The organism is Bradyrhizobium sp. Ai1a-2 (genome assembly GCF_000426245.1).
In the GTDB taxonomy this organism is placed as follows: Bacteria; Pseudomonadota; Alphaproteobacteria; order Rhizobiales; family Xanthobacteraceae; genus Bradyrhizobium.
Map to the genome: position 1 here is coordinate 34,654 of NZ_AUEZ01000017.1, position 18,145 is coordinate 52,798.

The following is an 18,145-nucleotide window of genomic DNA, read 5'->3' on the forward strand; positions in this document are numbered from 1 at the left end:
GCGTCATGGCTGATCAGATCGAATGGATTCCGCTTTCCGTCTTCGCTTTCTTCTTTGCACTCGTCACTGTCATGGGCTTTATGGCGGCGCGCTGGAAATCCGGCGACGTCAGCGAGCATCTCGATGAATGGGGCCTGGGCGGCCGCCAATTCGGCACCTGGGTCACCTGGTTCCTCGTCGGCGGCGACTTCTACACCGCCTACACGATCATCGCCGTGCCCGCGCTGGTCTATGCGGTCGGCGCCTACGGCTTCTTCGCGCTGCCCTACACCATCATCGTCTATCCCTTCGTGTTCGCGGTGATGCCTCTGTTGTGGAAGGTGGCGCATGCCAAGGGCTACGTCACCGCTGCCGACGTCGTGCACGGCACCCATGACTCGCGGGCGCTCGAACTCGTGGTCGCGCTCACCGGCATCGTCGCGACGATGCCCTATATCGCGCTGCAATTGATCGGCATGGGCGTCGTGATCAAGGCGATGGGTTTGAGCGGCGAACTGCCGCTCGTCGCGGCCTTCGTCATCCTTGCGCTCTATACCTATAGTTCCGGCCTGCGCGCGCCGGCGCTGATCGCCTTCGTCAAGGACGTGATGATCTATATCGTCGTGCTGGTGGCGGTCGTGGTGGTGCCGGCGAAGCTCGGCGGCTATGGCGCAGTTTTCGCCGCCGCGAATGATGCCTTCACGGCGAAAGGCGGCGCCACCGGCCTGATCCTGAAGCCATCGCAGATGCTGGCCTATGCGACGCTCGCGCTCGGCTCGGCGCTCGCGGCCTTCATGTATCCGCACACGCTGACCGGCGTCTTCGCCTCGAAGTCGGCCGACACGATCCGCAAGAATGCGATCCTGCTGCCGGCCTATACGCTGCTGCTCGGCTTGATCGCGCTGCTCGGCTATATGGCCCATGCGGCGCACATCCAGGTATCCTCGCCGAACGACGTCGTGCCGATGCTGTTCAAGGCGCTGTTCCCGTCCTGGTTTGCCGGCTTCGCCTTCTCGGCGATCGCGATCGGCGCGCTGGTGCCGGCGGCCGTGATGAGCATCGGCGCCGCCAACCTCTTCACGCGCAATATCTGGAAGTCCTACGTCAATCCAGACATCACCCATGCCGGCGAAGCATCGGTGGCGAAGATCGCTTCGCTGGTGGTGAAGGTCGGAGCATTGGCCTTCATCCTGTTCCTGCCGACGCAATATGCGCTCGACCTGCAACTGCTCGGCGGCCTTTGGATCATGCAGATCCTGCCTTCGCTGGTGTTCAGTCTGTTCACGCGCTGGTTCCGCGCCGAGGGCCTGCTGCTCGGCTGGGCCGCCGGCATCGGTTGGGGATCGTGGACCGCGTGGAGCAACGGGTTGAAGCCGCTGGCGACGATCAGCTTCGGCGGCGACAGCTACACCTTCTATGTCGGGCTCGGCGCGCTGATCCTCAACGTCGCCGTTGCGGCGGTCGCGACGGTGATCGTTACCTGGCTGTCACCGGCGGCTCAACGCGACGCCCCGGCGCGATCCTGACGCCACCTCGCTCGGCGCAGCTCATGCGAGCTGCGCCGACAGGCGCGCGACCTCCGCCTTCACCTTGGCGATCGCAGCGTCCTTCACCGGACCGTAGCCGCGGATTTCCATCGGCGCTCTGGCGATCGCGAGGATGTCGGTCACCCGCCGCGCATCGAGCCCGCCGAGCATTGCATCGATCAGTCCCTCATACCAGGCGATGAGGTCGCGCTCCGCCCGGCGTTCGGCGGTGTAGCCGAAGACGTCGAACGGCGTGCCACGCAGCGTCTTCAGGCGCGCGAGGAGCTTCAGCGGCGTTCTGATCCATGGGCCGAAGCTGCGCTTGCGCGGCCGGCCGCGCGCGTCCTTCTTCGCCGGCAGGAACGGCGGCGCCAGATGATATCTCACCGAGAAATCGCCTTCGAACTGCTGGCGCAGTTCGTCAAGGAAGCCGGTCTCCATATGCAGCCGTGCCACCTCGTACTCATCCTTGTAGGCCATCAGCCTGAACAAGGCGCGCGCGACGGCGTCCGTCAGCGCCTCGGTTCCGAGCGCAGCCTCCGCGTCACGCACACGCTTCACCGTCTTCCGGTAGCGCGCTGCGTAGGTTGCATCCTGGTAGGCCGTCAGAAAGTCGGTACGGCGCGCAATCACCTGATCGAGCGCTTCCGCTTCGATCGCCCTCGCTTTATCCGCTCCGGGCAGGAAGTCCGGATCGGCGCTGGCGATGCGTCCCCAGGCAAAGGCCCGCTTGTTGCGCTCGACGGCGACACCGTTGAGCTCGATGGCGCGGAGCAGCGCGTTCAGCGAGACCGGGACCAGTCCCTGCTGCCAGGCGAAGCCGAGCATGATGATATTGGCATGGACGGTGTCGCCGAGCAGCCGCTCGGCCAGCGCATTCGCATCGATCGCGCTGAGCTGACCGCAGCCGATAACGTTCTCGATGGCGTGCAGACGGGCCGATGCGGCAAGGTCCGCATCGCGGAAGCGCACGACGTCGCCGGTCGGCATCTCCGCACTGTTGAGTGCGGCGCGCATGCCCTTCCGATAGGTGCCTGATGCCTTGGCCGAGGAGCTGACGACGACATCGCAGCCGATCAGCGCATCGGCCGCGCCCTGGTCGATGCGGACCTGGTGCAACTCGTCCGGGCTTGGCGCGATGCGGATATAGCTCAGCACCGGGCCGAATTTCTGCGCAAAGCCGGTGAAATCGAGCACCGAGACGCCGCGGCGTTCGAGATGCGCGGCCATGCTGATCAGCGCGCCCACCGTGATGACACCGGTGCCGCCGACGCCGGTCACCAGCAGATCATAGGGACGATCGAGCGGTGCAAGCGTCGGCAGCGGCAGCATTGCGGCACGCGCCTGCGGATCGATGCTGCTAGCAGGCTTCGCGCGGCGCTTGCCGCCTTCGATCGTGACAAAGCTCGGGCAGAAGCCGTTGAGGCAGGAGAAGTCCTTGTTGCAAGTCGAGAGATTGATGCGGCGCTTGCGGCCGAACGGCGTTTCCTTCGGCTCGACGCTGAGGCAGTTCGATTCCACCGAGCAGTCGCCGCAGCCTTCGCAGACGAGTTCGTTGATATAGGCGAAGCGGGGCGGGTCCTCGATCTGGCCGCGCTTGCGCCGACGGCGTTTTTCGGTGGCGCAGGTCTGCTGGTAGATCAGCACGGAGACACCGGGAATGTCGCGCAGCTCGCGCTGCACGGCGTCCATTTCCTCGCGCGGATGGATGGTGACGCCGATCGGGAAGTCGGCGGGCGCAAACTGCGAGGGATCGTCCGAGACCAGCGCGATCCGCGACACGCCTTCGGCCCGGACGCTGTGGGCGATGGCATGCACGCTCACGGGCCCGTCGACCGGCTGGCCGCCGGTCATGGCTACGGCATCGTTGAACAGGATCTTGTAGGTGATTTTGGCGCCGGCCGCGATCGCCTGGCGGATCGCCATCGAGCCGGAATGATAGTAGGTGCCTTCGCCGAGATTCTGGAAGATGTGCTTGTTGCCGGTGAAGCGCGACGACGCTGCCCAGTTGACGCCTTCGCCGCCCATCTGGATCAGGGACGAGGTCTCGCGATCCATCCAGCTTGCCATGAAATGGCAGCCGATGCCGGCGAGCGCCTTCGATCCCTCGGGGACCTTAGTCGAGGTGTTGTGCGGACAGCCGGAGCAGAAATAGGGTGTGCGGGTCGCACCCGCGACCGTGATCACGCGGTGTGCGTCAGGCACGAGCGCGGCAGCGCGCTTGCCAAGATCAAGCCCAGGAAACATCGGGTCGAGGCGCCGCGCGAGCACGTCGGCGAGCGCGCGCGGCGACAGTTCGCCGATCCACGAGATCAGGCGCGCGCCGCTCTCGTCATGCTTGCCGACCATCCGCTCCGGCTTCGAGCCCGGATAGTCGTAGAAATATTCCTTGAACTGGCTTTCGATGATGCCGCGCTTTTCCTCCACGACCAGGATCTCGCGCTTGCCCTTCACGAACTCCATCGCATCGTGCAGCGCAAGCGGCCAGACCATGCCGACCTTGTAGATGTCGATGCCAAGGTGGCGGCAGGCTGCCTCGTCGAGGCCCATCAGGCGCAGCGCTTCCATCAGGTCGAGATGCGCCTTGCCGGTCGTGACGATGCCATAGGTGGCGTGCGGGATGTCGTAGATGTGGCGGTCGATCGGATTGGCTTTTGCAAAGGCGTAGACCGCGTGCTTCTTGGCCTCCAATCGCTCCTCGATCTGCGGGCCTGGCAAATCGGGCCAGCGATAGTGCAGGCCGCCGGGCGGCGGGGTGAAGTCGGGCGGGCGGAAGATACGCGGCGGACGTAGTACGACGGAGGCGCCGGATTCGACAATCTCCGAGATCGCCTTGAAGCCGACCCACATGCCGGAGAAGCGGCTCAGCGCGTAGCCGTATTCTCCGAATTCGAGATATTCGGCGACGCTTGCCGGATGCAGCGTCGGCATGAACCAGCTCATGAAGGCGACGTCGGACTGGTGCGGCATCGAGGAGGAGACGCAGCCATGATCGTCGCCCGCGACGACCAGCACGCCGCCATGCGGCGAGGAGCCATAGGCATTGCCGTGTTTCAGCGCATCGCCGGAACGGTCGACGCCCGGGCCCTTGCCGTACCAAAGGCCGAACACGCCCTGCACCTTGCGATCGGGCTGGGTCTCGACCTGCTGCGAGCCGAGCACTGCGGTTGCTGCGAGGTCCTCGTTGACCGCGGGCAGGAATTCGATGCGCTCCGACTTGAGGCGATCGGCGATGCGCCAGAGTTCGAGATCCACGCCGCCGAGCGGCGAGCCGCGATAGCCGGAGATGAAGCCGGCGGTGTTGAGCCCGGCCGCGCGGTCGCGCCTGGCCAGGTCGAGCACGATGCGGACGATGGCCTGCGTGCCCGTCAGGAAGACGCGGCCGTGATCGCGTTCGTAGCGGTCGGCGAGCTGGTAGGTGTCGAGGGAGGGAATGGCGTCCATGGCAGGCCTCGCATCGGATTCGAGTCGGCCGACGGTAATCCCGGCAGTCCGGCAGGTGTTACCTATTCATCCCTATGGCCGGTCACAGATCGGTAGGATTATGCAAGAAGTCACGATTTTTGGTAGGATGTACCAAATGGAGCCGCCCTCATGATCGAAGAGCAGGACGAACGGATACTCACTGAGCTGCAGAAGAACGGACGCGCGACCAACCAGGAGCTTGCCGAGGCGGTCGGCATGTCGACCTCGGCCTGTTGGCGGCGCGTGCGTGGGCTGGAGGAGTCCGGCGTGATCTCGGGCTATTCGGCGCTGGTGGAGCGCGAGCGCGCCGGCTTTGCGACGTCGGCGATCCTTCATGTCTCGCTGGAGCGGCACGATGCGAAATTCGTCGACGAGTTCGTGGCGCGGGTGAAACGACGCAGCGAAGTCCTGGAATGTTTCGCGACCACGGGAGACGCCGACTATCATCTGCGTGTCGTGGTGCGCGACATGCACGCCTACAACCAGTTTCTCGACGAGTTCATGTTTCGCGTGCCCGGCATCCGCTATGTCCGCACCAACATGATCCTGAAGGAGATCAAGACCGGCGTCGCGTTGCCGTTTGATACGAGACGGGCGCGCGCGGTATGAAGCAGAAGTAGGGTGGGCACGCTTCGCTTTGCCCACGCTACAACCTACGATCTACCGCTTCTCCTTGACGAACCGATTGCGGAGCGTGCCGATGCCGGTGATGTCGATCTCGACGACATCGCCCGCCTTCAGGTCCGGCGAGGCGCCGTCGGTGCCCATCCAGATCACGTCGCCCGGCCACAGCGTAAAATACTTCGTCAGTTCGACGATGAAGGGGACGATGCCGAAGATCATGTCGTTGGTGCGGAAGCGGTTGGTCTCCTTGCCGTTGACCCGTACCGCTGTCTCCATGTTGTCGAGATCGACATCGGTTTCGATCCATGGGCCCATCGGCTTGAAGGTGTCGGCGTTCTTGGAACGCCACAGCCCGCGGTCGGCCTTTTGCCAACTGCGCTCGCTGACGTCATTGCCGATGGTGTAGCCGAACACGCAGGACATCGCGTTCGCCGCATCGAGGTGCTTTGCCTTCTTGCCGATGACGACCACGAGCTCGCCCTCGTAGTGGATCTTCTCCGTCGCGGTCGCGGGGATCACCACGTCCTCGTCATGGGCGATCAGCGCGTTCTGCGCGCGATAGCCGATCTCGGGCCGGTCGGGCACGGCCGGAATCTCGCCGCGCTTGTCGGCGGCCTCCTTCAGGTGCTTCAGATAGTTGAGCCCGACGCAATAGAAGGTGCGCGGAATCAGCGGCAGCTCGATCTTCACGTCGCCAAGCGCATGTGTCCGCGCAGTGCGCTGCCATTCGCCGAATGGATCGCCGTCGACAGTAATGACCCTCTCACCCTCGACCAGACCCCATGAAGTCTTTCCCTGGGTGGTGAATTTTAACCAGCGCATCGATCTTCTTTCTTATTCTGCTGCGACCTGTGGCCGGGTTTTCCACGCGCCCGCCGCAGGTCGAGCCAGGCCGAGATTCTCGCGCAGCGTCTTGCCAGTGTAGTCGTGGTGGAACAGCCCGCGGCGCTGCAATTCCGGCACGATGTGACGAACGAAATCAGCGTAGGAGCCCGGCACGTAGCTCGCCGCGATGACAAAGCCGTCGCAGCCGCGTCCGACGAACATCTCCTCCAGCCGGTCGGCGATTTCCTTCGGCCCGCCGACGATCGCATCCTTTACCAGGCCGCGGCCGGAGAAGGCGATGAAGTCGCGCGTGGTCGGGTTGGGCTTACCGGAGGTTTTCAGTACACCGTCGCGGATGCCGAGCATGCCTTGCATGCCCTGCAGTTCCTCCGTGGTCAGCGGCTCGTCGATGCCCTTGGCGCCAAAGTCGAAATTCAGCCCCTCGGCGAGCAGCGACAGCGCGTCAATTTCCAGCGGCAGCTTCTGGATCTCGGCCATCCGGTCTTCCGCCTCGGCCTTGGTTGCGCCGCAGACCGGCGTCGTCAGATTGCAGAGGAACATCTGGTCGGGGTCGCGGCCGGCCTTTGCCGCCTCATTGCGGATCGCCTCATAGCCCTGCCTTGCGCTGGCAAGATTGCGCGCGGCAGTGAAGATCACCTCGCCCCATCGCCCGGCAAAGCGCTGGCCGCGGCCGGAAGCGCCGGCCTGGATGATGACGGGATGGCCCTGCGGCGAACGCGGCACCGTGAAGGGTCCGCGCGACTTGAAGAACTTTCCGTCGTGATCGAGCCGCTTCACCTTGGTCGGGTCGGCAAAGCGGCCGCTCTTCTTGTCGATGATAACAGCGCCGTCTTCCCAGGTATCCCAATGGCCGAGCACGACCTCCATGAATTCGTCGGCGCGGTCGTAGCGCAAATCATGCTCGAGATGCTGCGCACGGCCCATGTTGAGCGCTTCGCCGTCATTGACCGAGGTCACCACGTTCCAGCCGGCACGACCGCCGGTCATGAGGTCGAGGGTGGCGAAGCGGCGCGCGACGTCGAACGGCTCGTAATAGGTGGTCGAACAGGTCGAGGCGAGGCCGAGTTTCTCGGTGACCATGCCCATCGTGGTCAGCACGATGATGGGGTCCATCTTCACGCAGCGGATGCCGTATTCGACGGTATGGGCGTGATCATTGCCATAGCGGTCAGGCATCGCCAGGCGGTCGTCGAAGAACGCCATGTGGAATTTGCCGGCCTCGAGGATCCGTGCAATCTCCTGGTAGTAGTCGGCCGACATCGAATCGTCGCGCGATTCCGGATGGCGCCAGGAGCCCGGCAGATTGGTGCAGTTCTGCGCCTGCAGGAAGCCGACCAGTGCCATTTGCCGTGTCATACGGTTATCCTTGTCTCACGCCAGGTCTCTCACGCCAGGTCGAGTTGTTTTGTCAGCCCGTACTCGCCGGCGAGGGTGCGCAGCTTGTCCCAGGTCGCATCCTCGATCTCGATGCCGTTCTTCCGGCGCTCCTGCTCGCGCAGAAATTCGACCTCGCCGGGATAGAATACGCCCGGACTTCCCTCCGAGGGCGGTGTCGATTTCAGGTAGTGTGCGAACTCGGCCACCTCGCGCTTGAAATCCTGCAATGGACGGAAGGCGGCGACATTGAACACCGCCATGAAGCATCCGTCATTGTGGCGCCCGGTCGGCTCGACGCCGAATCCAAGCCCGGTGAGCAGGCCGCACAGGACTTCCACCATTGCCGCCAGGCCGCTTCCCTTGTAGCCCTCGCTGCCGCCGAGCGGCAGCAGCGCGCCGCCCTTGCGATAATCTGTCGGATCGGTGGTGTGGCGGCCTTCGGAATCGATGATCCAGCCGGTCGGAATCCGTTCGCCGCGCGCGACCGCGAGCTGGACCTTGCCGACCGCGACCGCCGACGTTGCCATGTCCAGATAGAACGGGGCCTCGAGTTCGGACGGCACCGCGATCGAGATCGGGTTGGTGCCGAGCCGCGCCTCGCGGCCGCCGAACGGCGCGACATGTTTTGGCGAGCGGCCGGAATCGGCGGTGGCAATCCCGATCATGCCCTCGCGCATCGCCATCATGGGATAGTGCGCAAGCCGCCCGACATGGCTCTGCCGGAACACGGTGCAGGCGGCGACGTTGGCGGTCCTCGCCTTGGCTATCGTCAATTCCATCGCCTTGGCATTGACGTGGAAGCCAAAACCCCAATTGCCATCGATCACGGTCGTGGTCGGCGATTCCTGGACGATGGTCCATTTCGCGCCAGGCACGATATGGCCGGCCTTGATGCGGTCGATATAGGTCGGGACCGCGATGATCCCGTGCGAGTCATGACCGGCGAGATTAGCGTTGACGCAGCCGACCGCGACCGCCCGGGCTTCCTCCTCCGACGCGCCAGCGCCGCGCAGCAGTGCCGCACCGATGTGGGTGAGACGATCGGCGTGGACGATCGGCATGGGATTTCCTCGGGTTCAGGCCCACATCACGCGGCGGGTCTTGCTTGTTGTCGGACGCATGGTCTCAGAGCGTTGGGCGGCGAGCAAGGCCAGAATGTCCGGTCCGCCATGACGCCGGCACGGGCTTGGCCGGCGGCGGATTTCATGGCGTGGAAATTGGTGCCAGCGCCCTGCGACGGAAGAAATCGCCAACAAGCCGGTAATTTTGTGGGGTTCTATCCGACTTTGTTCGCTCCACATTTACTTTGACTCGCAACTTATAGCTGTTCCTAACGTCCACTTAGGTCTCTGCTCCGCATAAAATCCCGTGGGGCCGGCCGAGACTGGCCGCAGGGAGTTGATCGCTTGGATCCGACCATCAGGGGTACCTTCGGGGCGTTGAACGCCACCAACGAAGCGATCCTGTACGCCAAATCGCCGGAGGAGCTGTACACCAAGGTGTGCGAGGCCGCGTTTTCCAGCGGCGACTTCCTGGCGACGGCGGTCTTCCTGCTGGATGCCGAGACCAGCCTGCTGCGCTTTGCGGCCGGGTTCGGCGAGGATATCGCGCGGCTGCGCGGCATAGACATCTCGATCATTGCAAATACGCCGGAGGGCAGCGGGGTGTGCGGACAGGCGTTCCGCGACCAGAAGGCCTGTGTCAGCAACGACTATTTGAATGATCCGCACTCGCTCGCCTGGCGGGATGGCGCCCGCAGCGGCGAGGTTGCCGCCACGGCGGCAATGCCGCTGATCTGCAACGGCCGCAGCGTCGGCGTTTTCCTCGTCACGCGGCGCGAGGTCGGCTCGCTCGGCGCCGAGCTGGTGTCGCTGCTGGCGCGCATGGCCGCGAATGTTTCCTTTGCGCTGGACAATCTCGAGCGCGAGCGCATGCGCAAGAGCAGCGAGCGGGCGATGCGTCGCCTGAACCAGATGTTCGGCGCCATCAGCGCGACCAACGAAGCGATCCTTCGCGCCAAGACCGAGCACGACCTCTACCAGCGCATCTGCGACGCCGCCGTCCATAGCGGCAAATCAGTTGCCGCCGTGGTCCTGCTCGCCGAGCCTGACACCCATTGGCTCGAGCCGGTCGCCGGCACCGGCGACGCGATCGACCTGATCACGCAAACCCGCTTCTCGACCGATCCCGATAGTATCTACGGCAAGGGCGTCTGCGGACAGGCGTTCCGGACGCAGCGGCCGTGCATCAACAACGACATCCCCAAGTCGGGCGGTCCGTGGCGACAGATGGGACGCGACACCGGCGTCATGGCCTGCATCGCGGTTCCGCTGACCAAGTTCGGCAAAAGTGTCGGCGTCCTGTTGTTTTTTGTCGGCAGGTCGTGGGCGAAGGATGAAGAGATCGTCGCGCTGATGGCGCGGATCGCCGAGAACGTGTCGGTGGCGCTCGACAATTTTGAACGAGCCAATGAAAAGGCCAGGGCCGAACGGCAGAAGGATCGGTTGTCGCGAATGTTCGCGGCGCTCAGCGCAACCAACGAAGCGATCATGCGAGCCAGGTCGCGAGAGGAGATGTTCGAGCTGGTGTGCCAGGCGGCCGGCAAGGGCGCCAGGTTCAACTCGACCAGCATCTTCCTGGTCACGCCCGGCAGCGATTATCTCGAGATGGCAGCGACCGCAGGGCCGACATCAGAGAACGCCAGCAATCTCAAAGTATCGATCAACGAAGCCGTTCCGGAGGGGCGCGGGCTTTGCGGGACGGCATTCCGTTCCAGGCAGGCCAGCATCAACAACAACTTCCTCAAGGACATCGCGGGCAGCGCGTTCCGGGACGTCATCGAACGCGAGGGTGCGCGATCGGGCGCCGCGTTTCCGTTGTTCGTCGACGGTGAGCCGGTCGGCGTGATGCTGTTCATCTCATCCGAACACGAGACCTTTACCAGCGAGTTCGCCGAACTGCTGCAGCGTCTGGCTGACAACGTGTCGTTCGCGCTCGGCAGCTTCGAACGCGCGGACGAGAAGGCGAGGACCGAGGAGCAGAAGGAGCGCCTGACACGCATGTTCGCGGCGCTCAGCGCCACCAACGAGGCGATCATGCGGGCGAAATCGCGGACCGAGCTGTTCCATTTGGTCTGCGAGGCCGCGGTCGTCGGCGGCAATTTCACCTCGACCGCGATCGCGCTGGAGCGGCCGGGCGACGATTACCTGGAAAACGTCGCCTCGGCCGGTCCGGACCGGGAGCGTGCGTTCAACGTGCGCCTGTCCGTCAACGCAACGCATCCTGAAGGGCGGAGTCTCACCGGCATCGCGTTCCGGACCCGGAAACCCTGCATCAGCAACGACTATCTCGCCGATTTCGGCGCTTCGAGCCCGTTCTTTCAGGTCCTGCGCGACGCCGGCACCCGCTCCGGCGCCGCATTTCCGCTCTTGAAGAACGGCAAGCCGATCGGCGCCATCATCTTCCTCTCGAGCGAGATCGGCGCCTTCAGCCCGGAGCTGATCGGGCTGTTGCGACGCCTCGCCGAGAATGTCTCGTTCGCGCTGGAGAATTTCGATCGCGCCGACGAGAAGGCGAGGGCCGACGAGCGGATCGAATATCTCGCCTCCCATGACGGCCTGACGCGCTTGCCCAACCGGGAAACATTCAACGAATTGTTGCGTCACGCGATCGAGGTGGCCGGCCGCCACCAGCGTCAATTCGCGCTGCTGTTCATCGATCTCGACCGTTTCAAGGTCATCAACGATTCGCTTGGCCACGACGCCGGCGACCTGCTGCTCGTCAAGATCGCCGACCGGCTGCGCGCGACCTTGCGTTCGAGCGATGTCATCGCCCGGCTCGGCGGCGATGAATTCGTCGTCATCCTGGAAGAGACCGACCGCGCCGACGTCGAGACGATCGCCGAGAGCCTGTTGTCGGCGCTCAGCCAGCCGTTGCAACTGAGTGGACACGAATGCCACACCACGGCCTCGATCGGCATTGCGATGTATCCAGCCGATGGCTCCGACGCCAAGACGCTGACCAAGAACGCGGACATGGCGATGTATCTCGCCAAGGAGGACGGCAAGAATGGTTTTCGCTTCTACTCCGGGGAGATCAAGGCGCAGTCGATCGAACGGCTGACGCTGGAGAACGCCCTGCGCCGCGCGCTGGAGCGCGACCAGTTCTCGCTCTTCTACCAGCCGAAGATCGATATCGCGAGCGGCCAGATCACCGGCGTCGAAGCGCTGCTGCGCTGGACCCATCCCGATCTCGGGCAGGTCGCGCCACCCCAGTTCATCCCGCTTGCGGAGGAGATTGGGCTGATCGTGCCGATCGGGCGCTGGGTGCTGAAGGAGGCCTGTGCGCAGAACATGGCCTGGCAGCGCCGCGGCTTGCGGCCAGTGACGATGGCGGTCAACCTCTCGCCGCGGCAATTCGCTGACGAGCATCTCCTGCGCGACGTCGATGAGGCGCTGCTTTCAAGCGGCATGGCGCCGGCGCTGCTGCAGCTCGAGGTCACCGAGAGCATGGTGATGCGCAACGTGTCGCGGGCGATCCGGGTGCTGGATGCGATCCAGAGCCGCGGCATCCGCCTGGCGATCGACGATTTCGGCACCGGCTATTCGTCGATGTCGCTGATGAAGCAGTTCCCGATCGACACCATCAAGATCGACCGCTCCTTCGTGCGCGACCTTGCGCGGGACAGCGAGGACCAGGCGATCGCGCAGGCCATCATCAGCATGGGCAAGGCACTCGGCATGACCGTGATCGCCGAGGGCGTGGAGACGGCCGAGCAGGAACGTTTCCTGCGCGACCATGGCTGCGACGAGATGCAGGGCTTTCGACTCAGCAAGCCGCTGCCGCCGCGGGAGCTCGCCGAGTTGTTGCGCTCCGCGCCGGCGCTTGGCTCTCCGCCGCTGCAGCCGGAGGACAATGCCGCGGACGATCAGGCTGCGTCCGATTTAGGGTGGAAACGCGCTGTCATCTGACGGCTGCACATGCAGATCGCGCACATCTGAATCGGTCGATTTCACCTTGCGCGAGAAATCATAAGGCCACGGCAGATTAGTCTGGCCGCCAAGCGATTTGATCAGGACGGCAGCGCCTGCCGCGTAAGTCGCGCCTTTGGCAAGACGCAATCGGGTACTCCAGTCGGCCGGCAATTCCACCGCGGATTCGCGCAGTTCGAATGCCGGCCCCCACCACCAGGCCGGCGCCGGCGGCCGTTCACTTTCCGGAATGGCGCGCCAGCGTCCGTATTCGTCGACGATGCGTTCAAATTGCAGTTTCGCGGCCGGATGCATCGGGAGTTCTCTGTTCTGTTCCCGATGATAGCCGCCTTCGGAGCCGGCGCAAAGGCACCATCGCCGTCTATTGCCGGCCGTGCTGCCAGTGCGTGGTCACCTCGGTGCCGGTCTTGTTCAGATGCACATGCTGGTCGACATGGTCGACCCAGGACAGCGGAATGAAATGATGGTGCTGTCCATCGGGCGAGCTCTGCTTGGTCAGTTTGATCTTGTCGGTTCCTTCGAGATGATCGACCTTTCCGACCGTCTTTCGGTCCGACGAGATCACGTCCATATGTTCCTTGATCTCTGCGGCGATTGCCATCGTTGATCTCCGTGCAGTTGGACGGGATGAACGCGGCGGCCAGGGAAAGGTTGCTGTACGCGTAGGGTAGGCGCGCTGCGCTTTGCCCACCCTACGAAGTCACTTCTCCTCCGCGGCTGTCGCCGTGGCCGGTCCTTCGCCCATGATCAGGAGCACGGCATCTTTGTCCTTGGCGCCATCCCAATGCACCTGCTTGCCGAAATGGGTGACGAAACTGCCGGCGGGCATCGCCACGGTGCCCTTGTCCGGATCGAATTTCGTTCCCGATCCCACCCACCAGGTGCCTTGCAACACCACGATGTAACGGTCGTTCGGATGGAAATGCGGGCGGCTGAAATGGTTGCCCTTGGTCCACTTGGTGTAGACCATATAGAAGCCCGGCTTTGCGGGATCGCCGACCACCACGGCATTCTGCGCGCCGCGCGCATCCACCGGCCCCCAGGGGATCTGGTCCGGCAATTTATAGACAACGGCGGCGGGATTGAGCTCGGCGGCGGAGCCGATGCTCAGCGTGGCGGCGAGGGCCAGCGGGATTGCAAGGTAACGCCAGGCGCTGACGATCATGACTTCCTCCCGTTTTCGAATGGACGCTTGGGCCCGTCCATCTCAGTTGTGGCCGATGCTATGCGGGGGCGCAGGCGCGCGGCAAGACGCGCGCTTGCATGCGTGGTCGGCGGATGCGCGGCTTCCCGCACAACGCAACTGCAGCATCGAAATCGATTTGCGCTCGCACGCGGCAGTGATTAGTTTGCCCGCACAAATCGAAACGACATCGGGAGGATGCTTTTCATGAAACAGGTGTGGACGATTGCGGCCGGTCTTCTGATTGGCGCCGCTCTGTCCTTCAATCTCGCTTTCGCCGAGGGGGACGGCTGGATCACATTGGTCGACGGCACCAAGAAGGGCGACTGGGACGAGGTCGGCAAGGCGAACTGGACGTTGAAGGACGGCGCACTGGTCGCCGACAAGCTCGACGGCAAGGACCTGTCCTATCTCGTCAGCAAGACTCCCTACAAGGATTTCCAGATCAAAGCCGAGTTCTGGACCGACGAGGAAGCCAACAGCGGCATCTTCATCCGCTGCGACACCAACAAGACCATCGATTCCAAGGTCTGCTACGAGGTCAATATCTTCGACAAGCGACCCGATCCGACCTACGGCACCGGCGCGATCGTCGATGTCGGCAAGGTCAACCCGATGCCCAAGGCGGCGGGCAAGTGGAACACCTATGAGATCACGGCGCAGGGCCCGCATCTCGTTGTCGTGCTCAACGGAGAGAAGACCGTCGACGTGCAGGACAGCAAGCACGCGAGCGGCCCGATCGCGCTTCAATATGGCTCCGGCGTGGTCAAGTTCCGGAAAGTGCAGATCAAGCCGTTGTGACGGTATTCGCCCTCCCCCTGAAAGGGGGAGGGCGGGGTGGGGTCAAGCCGCGCGCGGCCGCTCGTGGAGAGAGGTGATCCCCGCCCGCTTTGCGCTTACGCGCAAACCGACCTCCTCTTTTCAAGGGGAGGTGGGGAACGCATTCGCTCACGCATATTGTCTATCCTGCTGACGGCTCTCCACCATGGGATTGAGCTCGTTCAGGATGACGCCGACCAGCTTGCGCTCTGCCCCACCGAGCGCGGCGAGGATGTCTTCCATGCAGTCGTTGATATCGAGATGGACCGGCAGCACGGCGAGCAGGCCGTCGGCGAGATCGAGCAGCTTGCGGTCCGCCGCGCTCCACGGCATCGCCGGCCCGTCGAGAATGATGAGATCGTAACCGCCGACGGATCGCGCTTGCGCGACCGACTTGCGGATGGCTTCCGCCGCTCTGGCGTCGCCGCCCTCGATGACGGGCAGGATGGAAATTCCGTTCGCCGTGTTGATGGCGCGCGTGGCCTTGCTGCCGATGCTGAGCCAGCCGAGGCGGCCGGCTTCGCGATTGCCGAGCCGCGCGACTTTGCCCGACAATTCGCGCTTCCGATGATCGGCATCGATCATCAGCACCTTGGCGCCGTCACGCGCGGCCGAAAGCGCGACGTTCAGCGCAGCGACGCTGCGGTCGACGGATGAGCCCGCGCCGATCACGGCCATGACCGGCACGCCGCTTGTGGCCGCACGCTTCTTGAGCGTCGTATGTATGTCGCGCATGGCGTTGAGGAAGGTCATCAGCGGAAAGCCCGCGCGCAGTGTCGGCCAGCCCAGCCGGGTGACGTCGGCGACCTGGCCGCCGGTGAGGATGCCGCCCAGCGTGTGCATCACGTCGGACTCCTGCAGCCGCGCGATCACGGGCTTCTCGATGACGCCGACCGCCGTCTGCGGCGTCGGCTCGCCGAGAACCGGCTGTTTCGCTGGAGTTGCGGTTGTCTGTTTCTCGGGCGAGGTCGACTTGCTCGGCCGCAGCGGGTCGGCGCCAGGCGCAAGCTGGTCCGCGGCGATGATCCAGGCGGCGGCCGCGAGCCCGCCGAGCACGAAGCCGATCATGGCGAGCAGGCTCATGGCCGGCGGGAAGGTGCGCCGTTGCGGCACGGTGGCTTCGCCGATGACACGCGCGCTCGAGGTGTTGAGGCTTTCCTGTTCCTCCGTCTCGCGTGAGCGCTTGAGGAAGGATTGGTAGACGTCGCGGCTGGCCTCGACGTCGCGCTCGAGCTCGCGCAGGCGGACCGAAGCCTGGCTCATCTGCACACTCTGGCGCTTCTGCGCATCCAGCGCCTTGTTCAGCGATGCCTCATAGTCGCGGGCGCGGGTCAGATCGTTCTTCGCAGCCTGCGCGAAGCGATCGATCTCTTCCTTGATGGTGCGGCGGAGATCTTCCACCTGCTGCTCGACTTGCCGGAGCGCCGGATGCCGCGGGCCCAATTCGCTCTGCAGTTCGGCCTGCCGCTTCTTGGCATCGGCATATTGCGCGCGCAGGTTCGCGATGGTCGGCGACTGCAGCGCCTCGGGGATCGCGCCCGGGTCGCTCGCATTGCGCCGGCTGGCCTCGATCTGATCGTACTTCGCCTGCGCATCCAGCGTCAGTGCTCGGGCGGCGGCAAGCCGCTGGTTGCTGGCGGAAAGCTGCTGGTCGGCGATCAGCGTGTCCTGGGTGCCGACGAAATTGTTCTGCGCCTTGTAGACCGCAAGGGCGTTCTCGGCGTTGCGCAGCCGTTCCTGCAACTCCTTCAGCCGTCCCGAGAGATCCCGGGTGGCGCGCCGGGCTGCCGCGGACTGCGATTGCTTGGATTCGGCGAGATAGGCACTCGAAACTGCGTTGGCGAGCATCGCCGCCTTCGCCGGCTCGTAGGACCAGACGTCGATGTCGACGACGAAGGTGCGGTCAGTCTTGCGCACATTGATGTGGCGACCGAGGGCGTCCAGCGCGCTCATCGTCGCCTGGTGCTGCTGTTCCGCCGTCGGATGCTGCTCGATCCCGACCAGGCCGAGCAACGAGCCGAGGAGGCTCTTGCCATCGCCGCCGCCGAACTCAGCGTCCTTGTCGAGATTGGTGTTCTTGATGACCTGCAACAGCACGCTGTTGGAGGTGATCACCCGCGCCTCGCTGTCGACCACCATCGCAAGACCCGAAACGTCCTGCGCGCGCGGGGTCAATTCGCGCTCGACCAGTTGCAATTCGCGCGGGTCTACATAGAGCTGCGCGGTCGCGGTGTATTTCGGAGTGAGGCTCTTGCCGATCGCAACCGCGATGCAGGCACAGAGCAGCGCAGCGGCCGCGATCGCGGCCTTGCGTCGCCACAGCAACCCGGCCAGGTCGGCCACGTTGAAGCCCTGGCTGCGGCGCGGCTCGCCGGCGCCCTGGCTTTTGGCCTGGCTGTTTATCGGCTGGTCGTAATCAAGCATCGACCCCAGCTTCCATTCCAAACGCCGCACGCATCGGCTGAGGGGTTACTCTTCGGGCTGCGCGATGCGCGAGAGCGGACCGCGCGGCAACAGCGCAGCAGGAAAAATTAACCATAGTCTTTGAGGGACTATTCACACTGAAAAGGCAAACAAAGCGTTTAAGCGCTCGCGCATCGGAACGCCTCCGCCATGGTGAGCGCCGGAATATTGCGCTTCGCCGCCGTTTCCAGCGCATGGTTCAGGAGCTCCGGCGAGCAGCCATAGAGGCTTGGCTGCCTGGCAACGTCGTGACTGTAGAAAATTAACCAGCCGTTATGAATTTGCGCCTCGTCGAAGGCGCGCTCGATTGCATCGCGGTCCATCTGGCGATCGATCAGCGGCATCGCACGCAGGAATTGCAGGTCGACATTGCCTGAGTTCACGCCTTCCACGATCGAGCGGCAGGTCGCAAATCTGGACTTGAGCAGATATTTGTGCGCGAACGAACCGTAGCCGAATGGATAGGCAAAGCTCTCGATCTGGATCGACGGATCGAGCAAGTCGAAGTAGCTGCGGTTGCAGGCGATGTCGCCGGCAAGCGAATTCACATCGAGATCGCTGGTGCGCCGGTGCGAAAAGGTGTGGCAGCCAATCTCGTGGCCGCGGCGATGCAGCGACAGCACGTCATCATCGTCGCCCGATCTCCAGTTCGCCGTATCGATGCCGACCAGGCCGCCCGACACATAGAAGGTGCCGCGGGCGCCATGCGCCTCCAGCAGGTCGGCGCCTGATGTCACCGCGCTCTTCGGCAGGTCGTCGAAGGTGAAGCTGACCATCGGCGTGGCATTGCGCAGCCTGACGCGACCGACCGGCAGATGCATTGCCAGCCGGTGGCTGACCTTCACGACCGCTTCGGACCACAACGCGTGCAT

At 64.1% G+C, this 18,145-nt stretch carries 13 protein-coding genes; 4 read left to right on the forward strand and 9 right to left on the reverse strand.

Annotated features, from left to right (window positions below):
* Window positions 1-5: 5 nt before the first annotated feature.
* Window positions 6-1,505 carry a sodium:solute symporter family protein gene (locus K288_RS0114005; RefSeq protein WP_027580127.1) on the forward strand — a complete coding sequence of 500 codons (1,500 nt, stop codon included), beginning with the start codon at window positions 6-8 and terminating at the stop codon, window positions 1,503-1,505.
* 21 nt (window positions 1,506-1,526) lie between these two features.
* Here the strand turns inward: K288_RS0114005 and K288_RS0114010 are convergent, their stop codons facing one another.
* Window positions 1,527-4,949, reverse strand: coding sequence for an indolepyruvate ferredoxin oxidoreductase family protein (locus tag K288_RS0114010; RefSeq protein ID WP_027580128.1), 3,423 nt, complete (start codon window positions 4,947-4,949; stop codon window positions 1,527-1,529).
* A gap of 150 nt (window positions 4,950-5,099) precedes the next feature.
* Between K288_RS0114010 and K288_RS0114015 the strand changes: the two genes are divergently transcribed.
* Window positions 5,100-5,579: an Lrp/AsnC family transcriptional regulator gene (locus K288_RS0114015; protein ID WP_027580129.1), complete on the forward strand. Its 480-nt coding sequence runs from the start codon at window positions 5,100-5,102 to the stop codon at window positions 5,577-5,579.
* A gap of 51 nt (window positions 5,580-5,630) precedes the next feature.
* On the opposite strand, the gene K288_RS0114020 is transcribed toward K288_RS0114015, so the two are convergent.
* Genes K288_RS0114020 through K288_RS0114030 form a run of 3 tightly spaced genes read right to left on the reverse strand, consistent with a single transcriptional unit; the run spans window position 5,631 to window position 8,878 of the window.
* Window positions 5,631-6,416, reverse strand: a complete 786-nt coding sequence (locus tag K288_RS0114020) for a fumarylacetoacetate hydrolase family protein (RefSeq protein WP_027580130.1) — start codon at window positions 6,414-6,416, stop codon at window positions 5,631-5,633.
* Between the two features lie 12 nt (window positions 6,417-6,428).
* Window positions 6,429-7,796: an LLM class flavin-dependent oxidoreductase gene (locus tag K288_RS0114025; RefSeq protein ID WP_027580131.1), complete on the reverse strand. Its 1,368-nt coding sequence runs from the start codon at window positions 7,794-7,796 to the stop codon at window positions 6,429-6,431.
* Window positions 7,797-7,825: 29 nt separating this feature from the next.
* Complete coding sequence (locus K288_RS0114030; RefSeq protein ID WP_027580132.1) at window positions 7,826-8,878, reverse strand: Ldh family oxidoreductase; 1,053 nt, start codon at window positions 8,876-8,878, stop codon at window positions 7,826-7,828.
* Window positions 8,879-9,223: 345 nt separating this feature from the next.
* On the opposite strand from K288_RS0114030, the gene K288_RS0114035 reads away from it, so the two are divergent.
* The gene (locus K288_RS0114035) at window positions 9,224-12,787 is read left to right on the forward strand and encodes an EAL domain-containing protein (RefSeq protein WP_027580133.1); all 3,564 of its coding nucleotides are present in this window, start codon (window positions 9,224-9,226) and stop codon (window positions 12,785-12,787) included.
* On the opposite strand, the gene K288_RS0114040 is transcribed toward K288_RS0114035, so the two are convergent.
* The 3 genes from K288_RS0114040 to K288_RS0114050 all read right to left on the reverse strand — a co-directional run bounded on the left by K288_RS0114040 (window position 12,761) and on the right by K288_RS0114050 (window position 13,973).
* On the reverse strand, window positions 12,761-13,102 hold the full coding sequence (locus K288_RS0114040; RefSeq protein WP_027580134.1) for a hypothetical protein: 342 nt from the start codon (window positions 13,100-13,102) through the stop codon (window positions 12,761-12,763). The genes K288_RS0114035 and K288_RS0114040 overlap by 27 nt on opposite strands.
* Before the next feature lie 67 nt (window positions 13,103-13,169).
* Window positions 13,170-13,409, reverse strand: a complete 240-nt coding sequence (locus K288_RS0114045; RefSeq protein ID WP_027580135.1) for a DUF2171 domain-containing protein — start codon at window positions 13,407-13,409, stop codon at window positions 13,170-13,172.
* A 99-nt stretch (window positions 13,410-13,508) separates the two neighbouring features.
* Window positions 13,509-13,973, reverse strand: coding sequence for a cupin domain-containing protein (locus K288_RS0114050; RefSeq protein WP_043159824.1), 465 nt, complete (start codon window positions 13,971-13,973; stop codon window positions 13,509-13,511).
* Window positions 13,974-14,198: 225 nt separating this feature from the next.
* Between K288_RS0114050 and K288_RS0114055 the strand changes: the two genes are divergently transcribed.
* Entirely contained in the window at window positions 14,199-14,792 is a 594-nt protein-coding gene (locus K288_RS0114055; protein WP_027580137.1) for a DUF1080 domain-containing protein, read from the forward strand.
* Between the two features lie 147 nt (window positions 14,793-14,939).
* Here the strand turns inward: K288_RS0114055 and K288_RS0114060 are convergent, their stop codons facing one another.
* A complete protein-coding gene (locus K288_RS0114060; protein WP_027580138.1) occupies window positions 14,940-17,234 on the reverse strand; it encodes an exopolysaccharide transport family protein in 2,295 nt (764 codons plus the stop codon).
* A 158-nt stretch (window positions 17,235-17,392) separates the two neighbouring features.
* Window positions 17,393-18,145 (reverse strand): polysaccharide deacetylase family protein, encoded by a 753-nt coding sequence (locus tag K288_RS0114065; RefSeq protein WP_043159828.1) that lies wholly within the window; start codon window positions 18,143-18,145, stop codon window positions 17,393-17,395.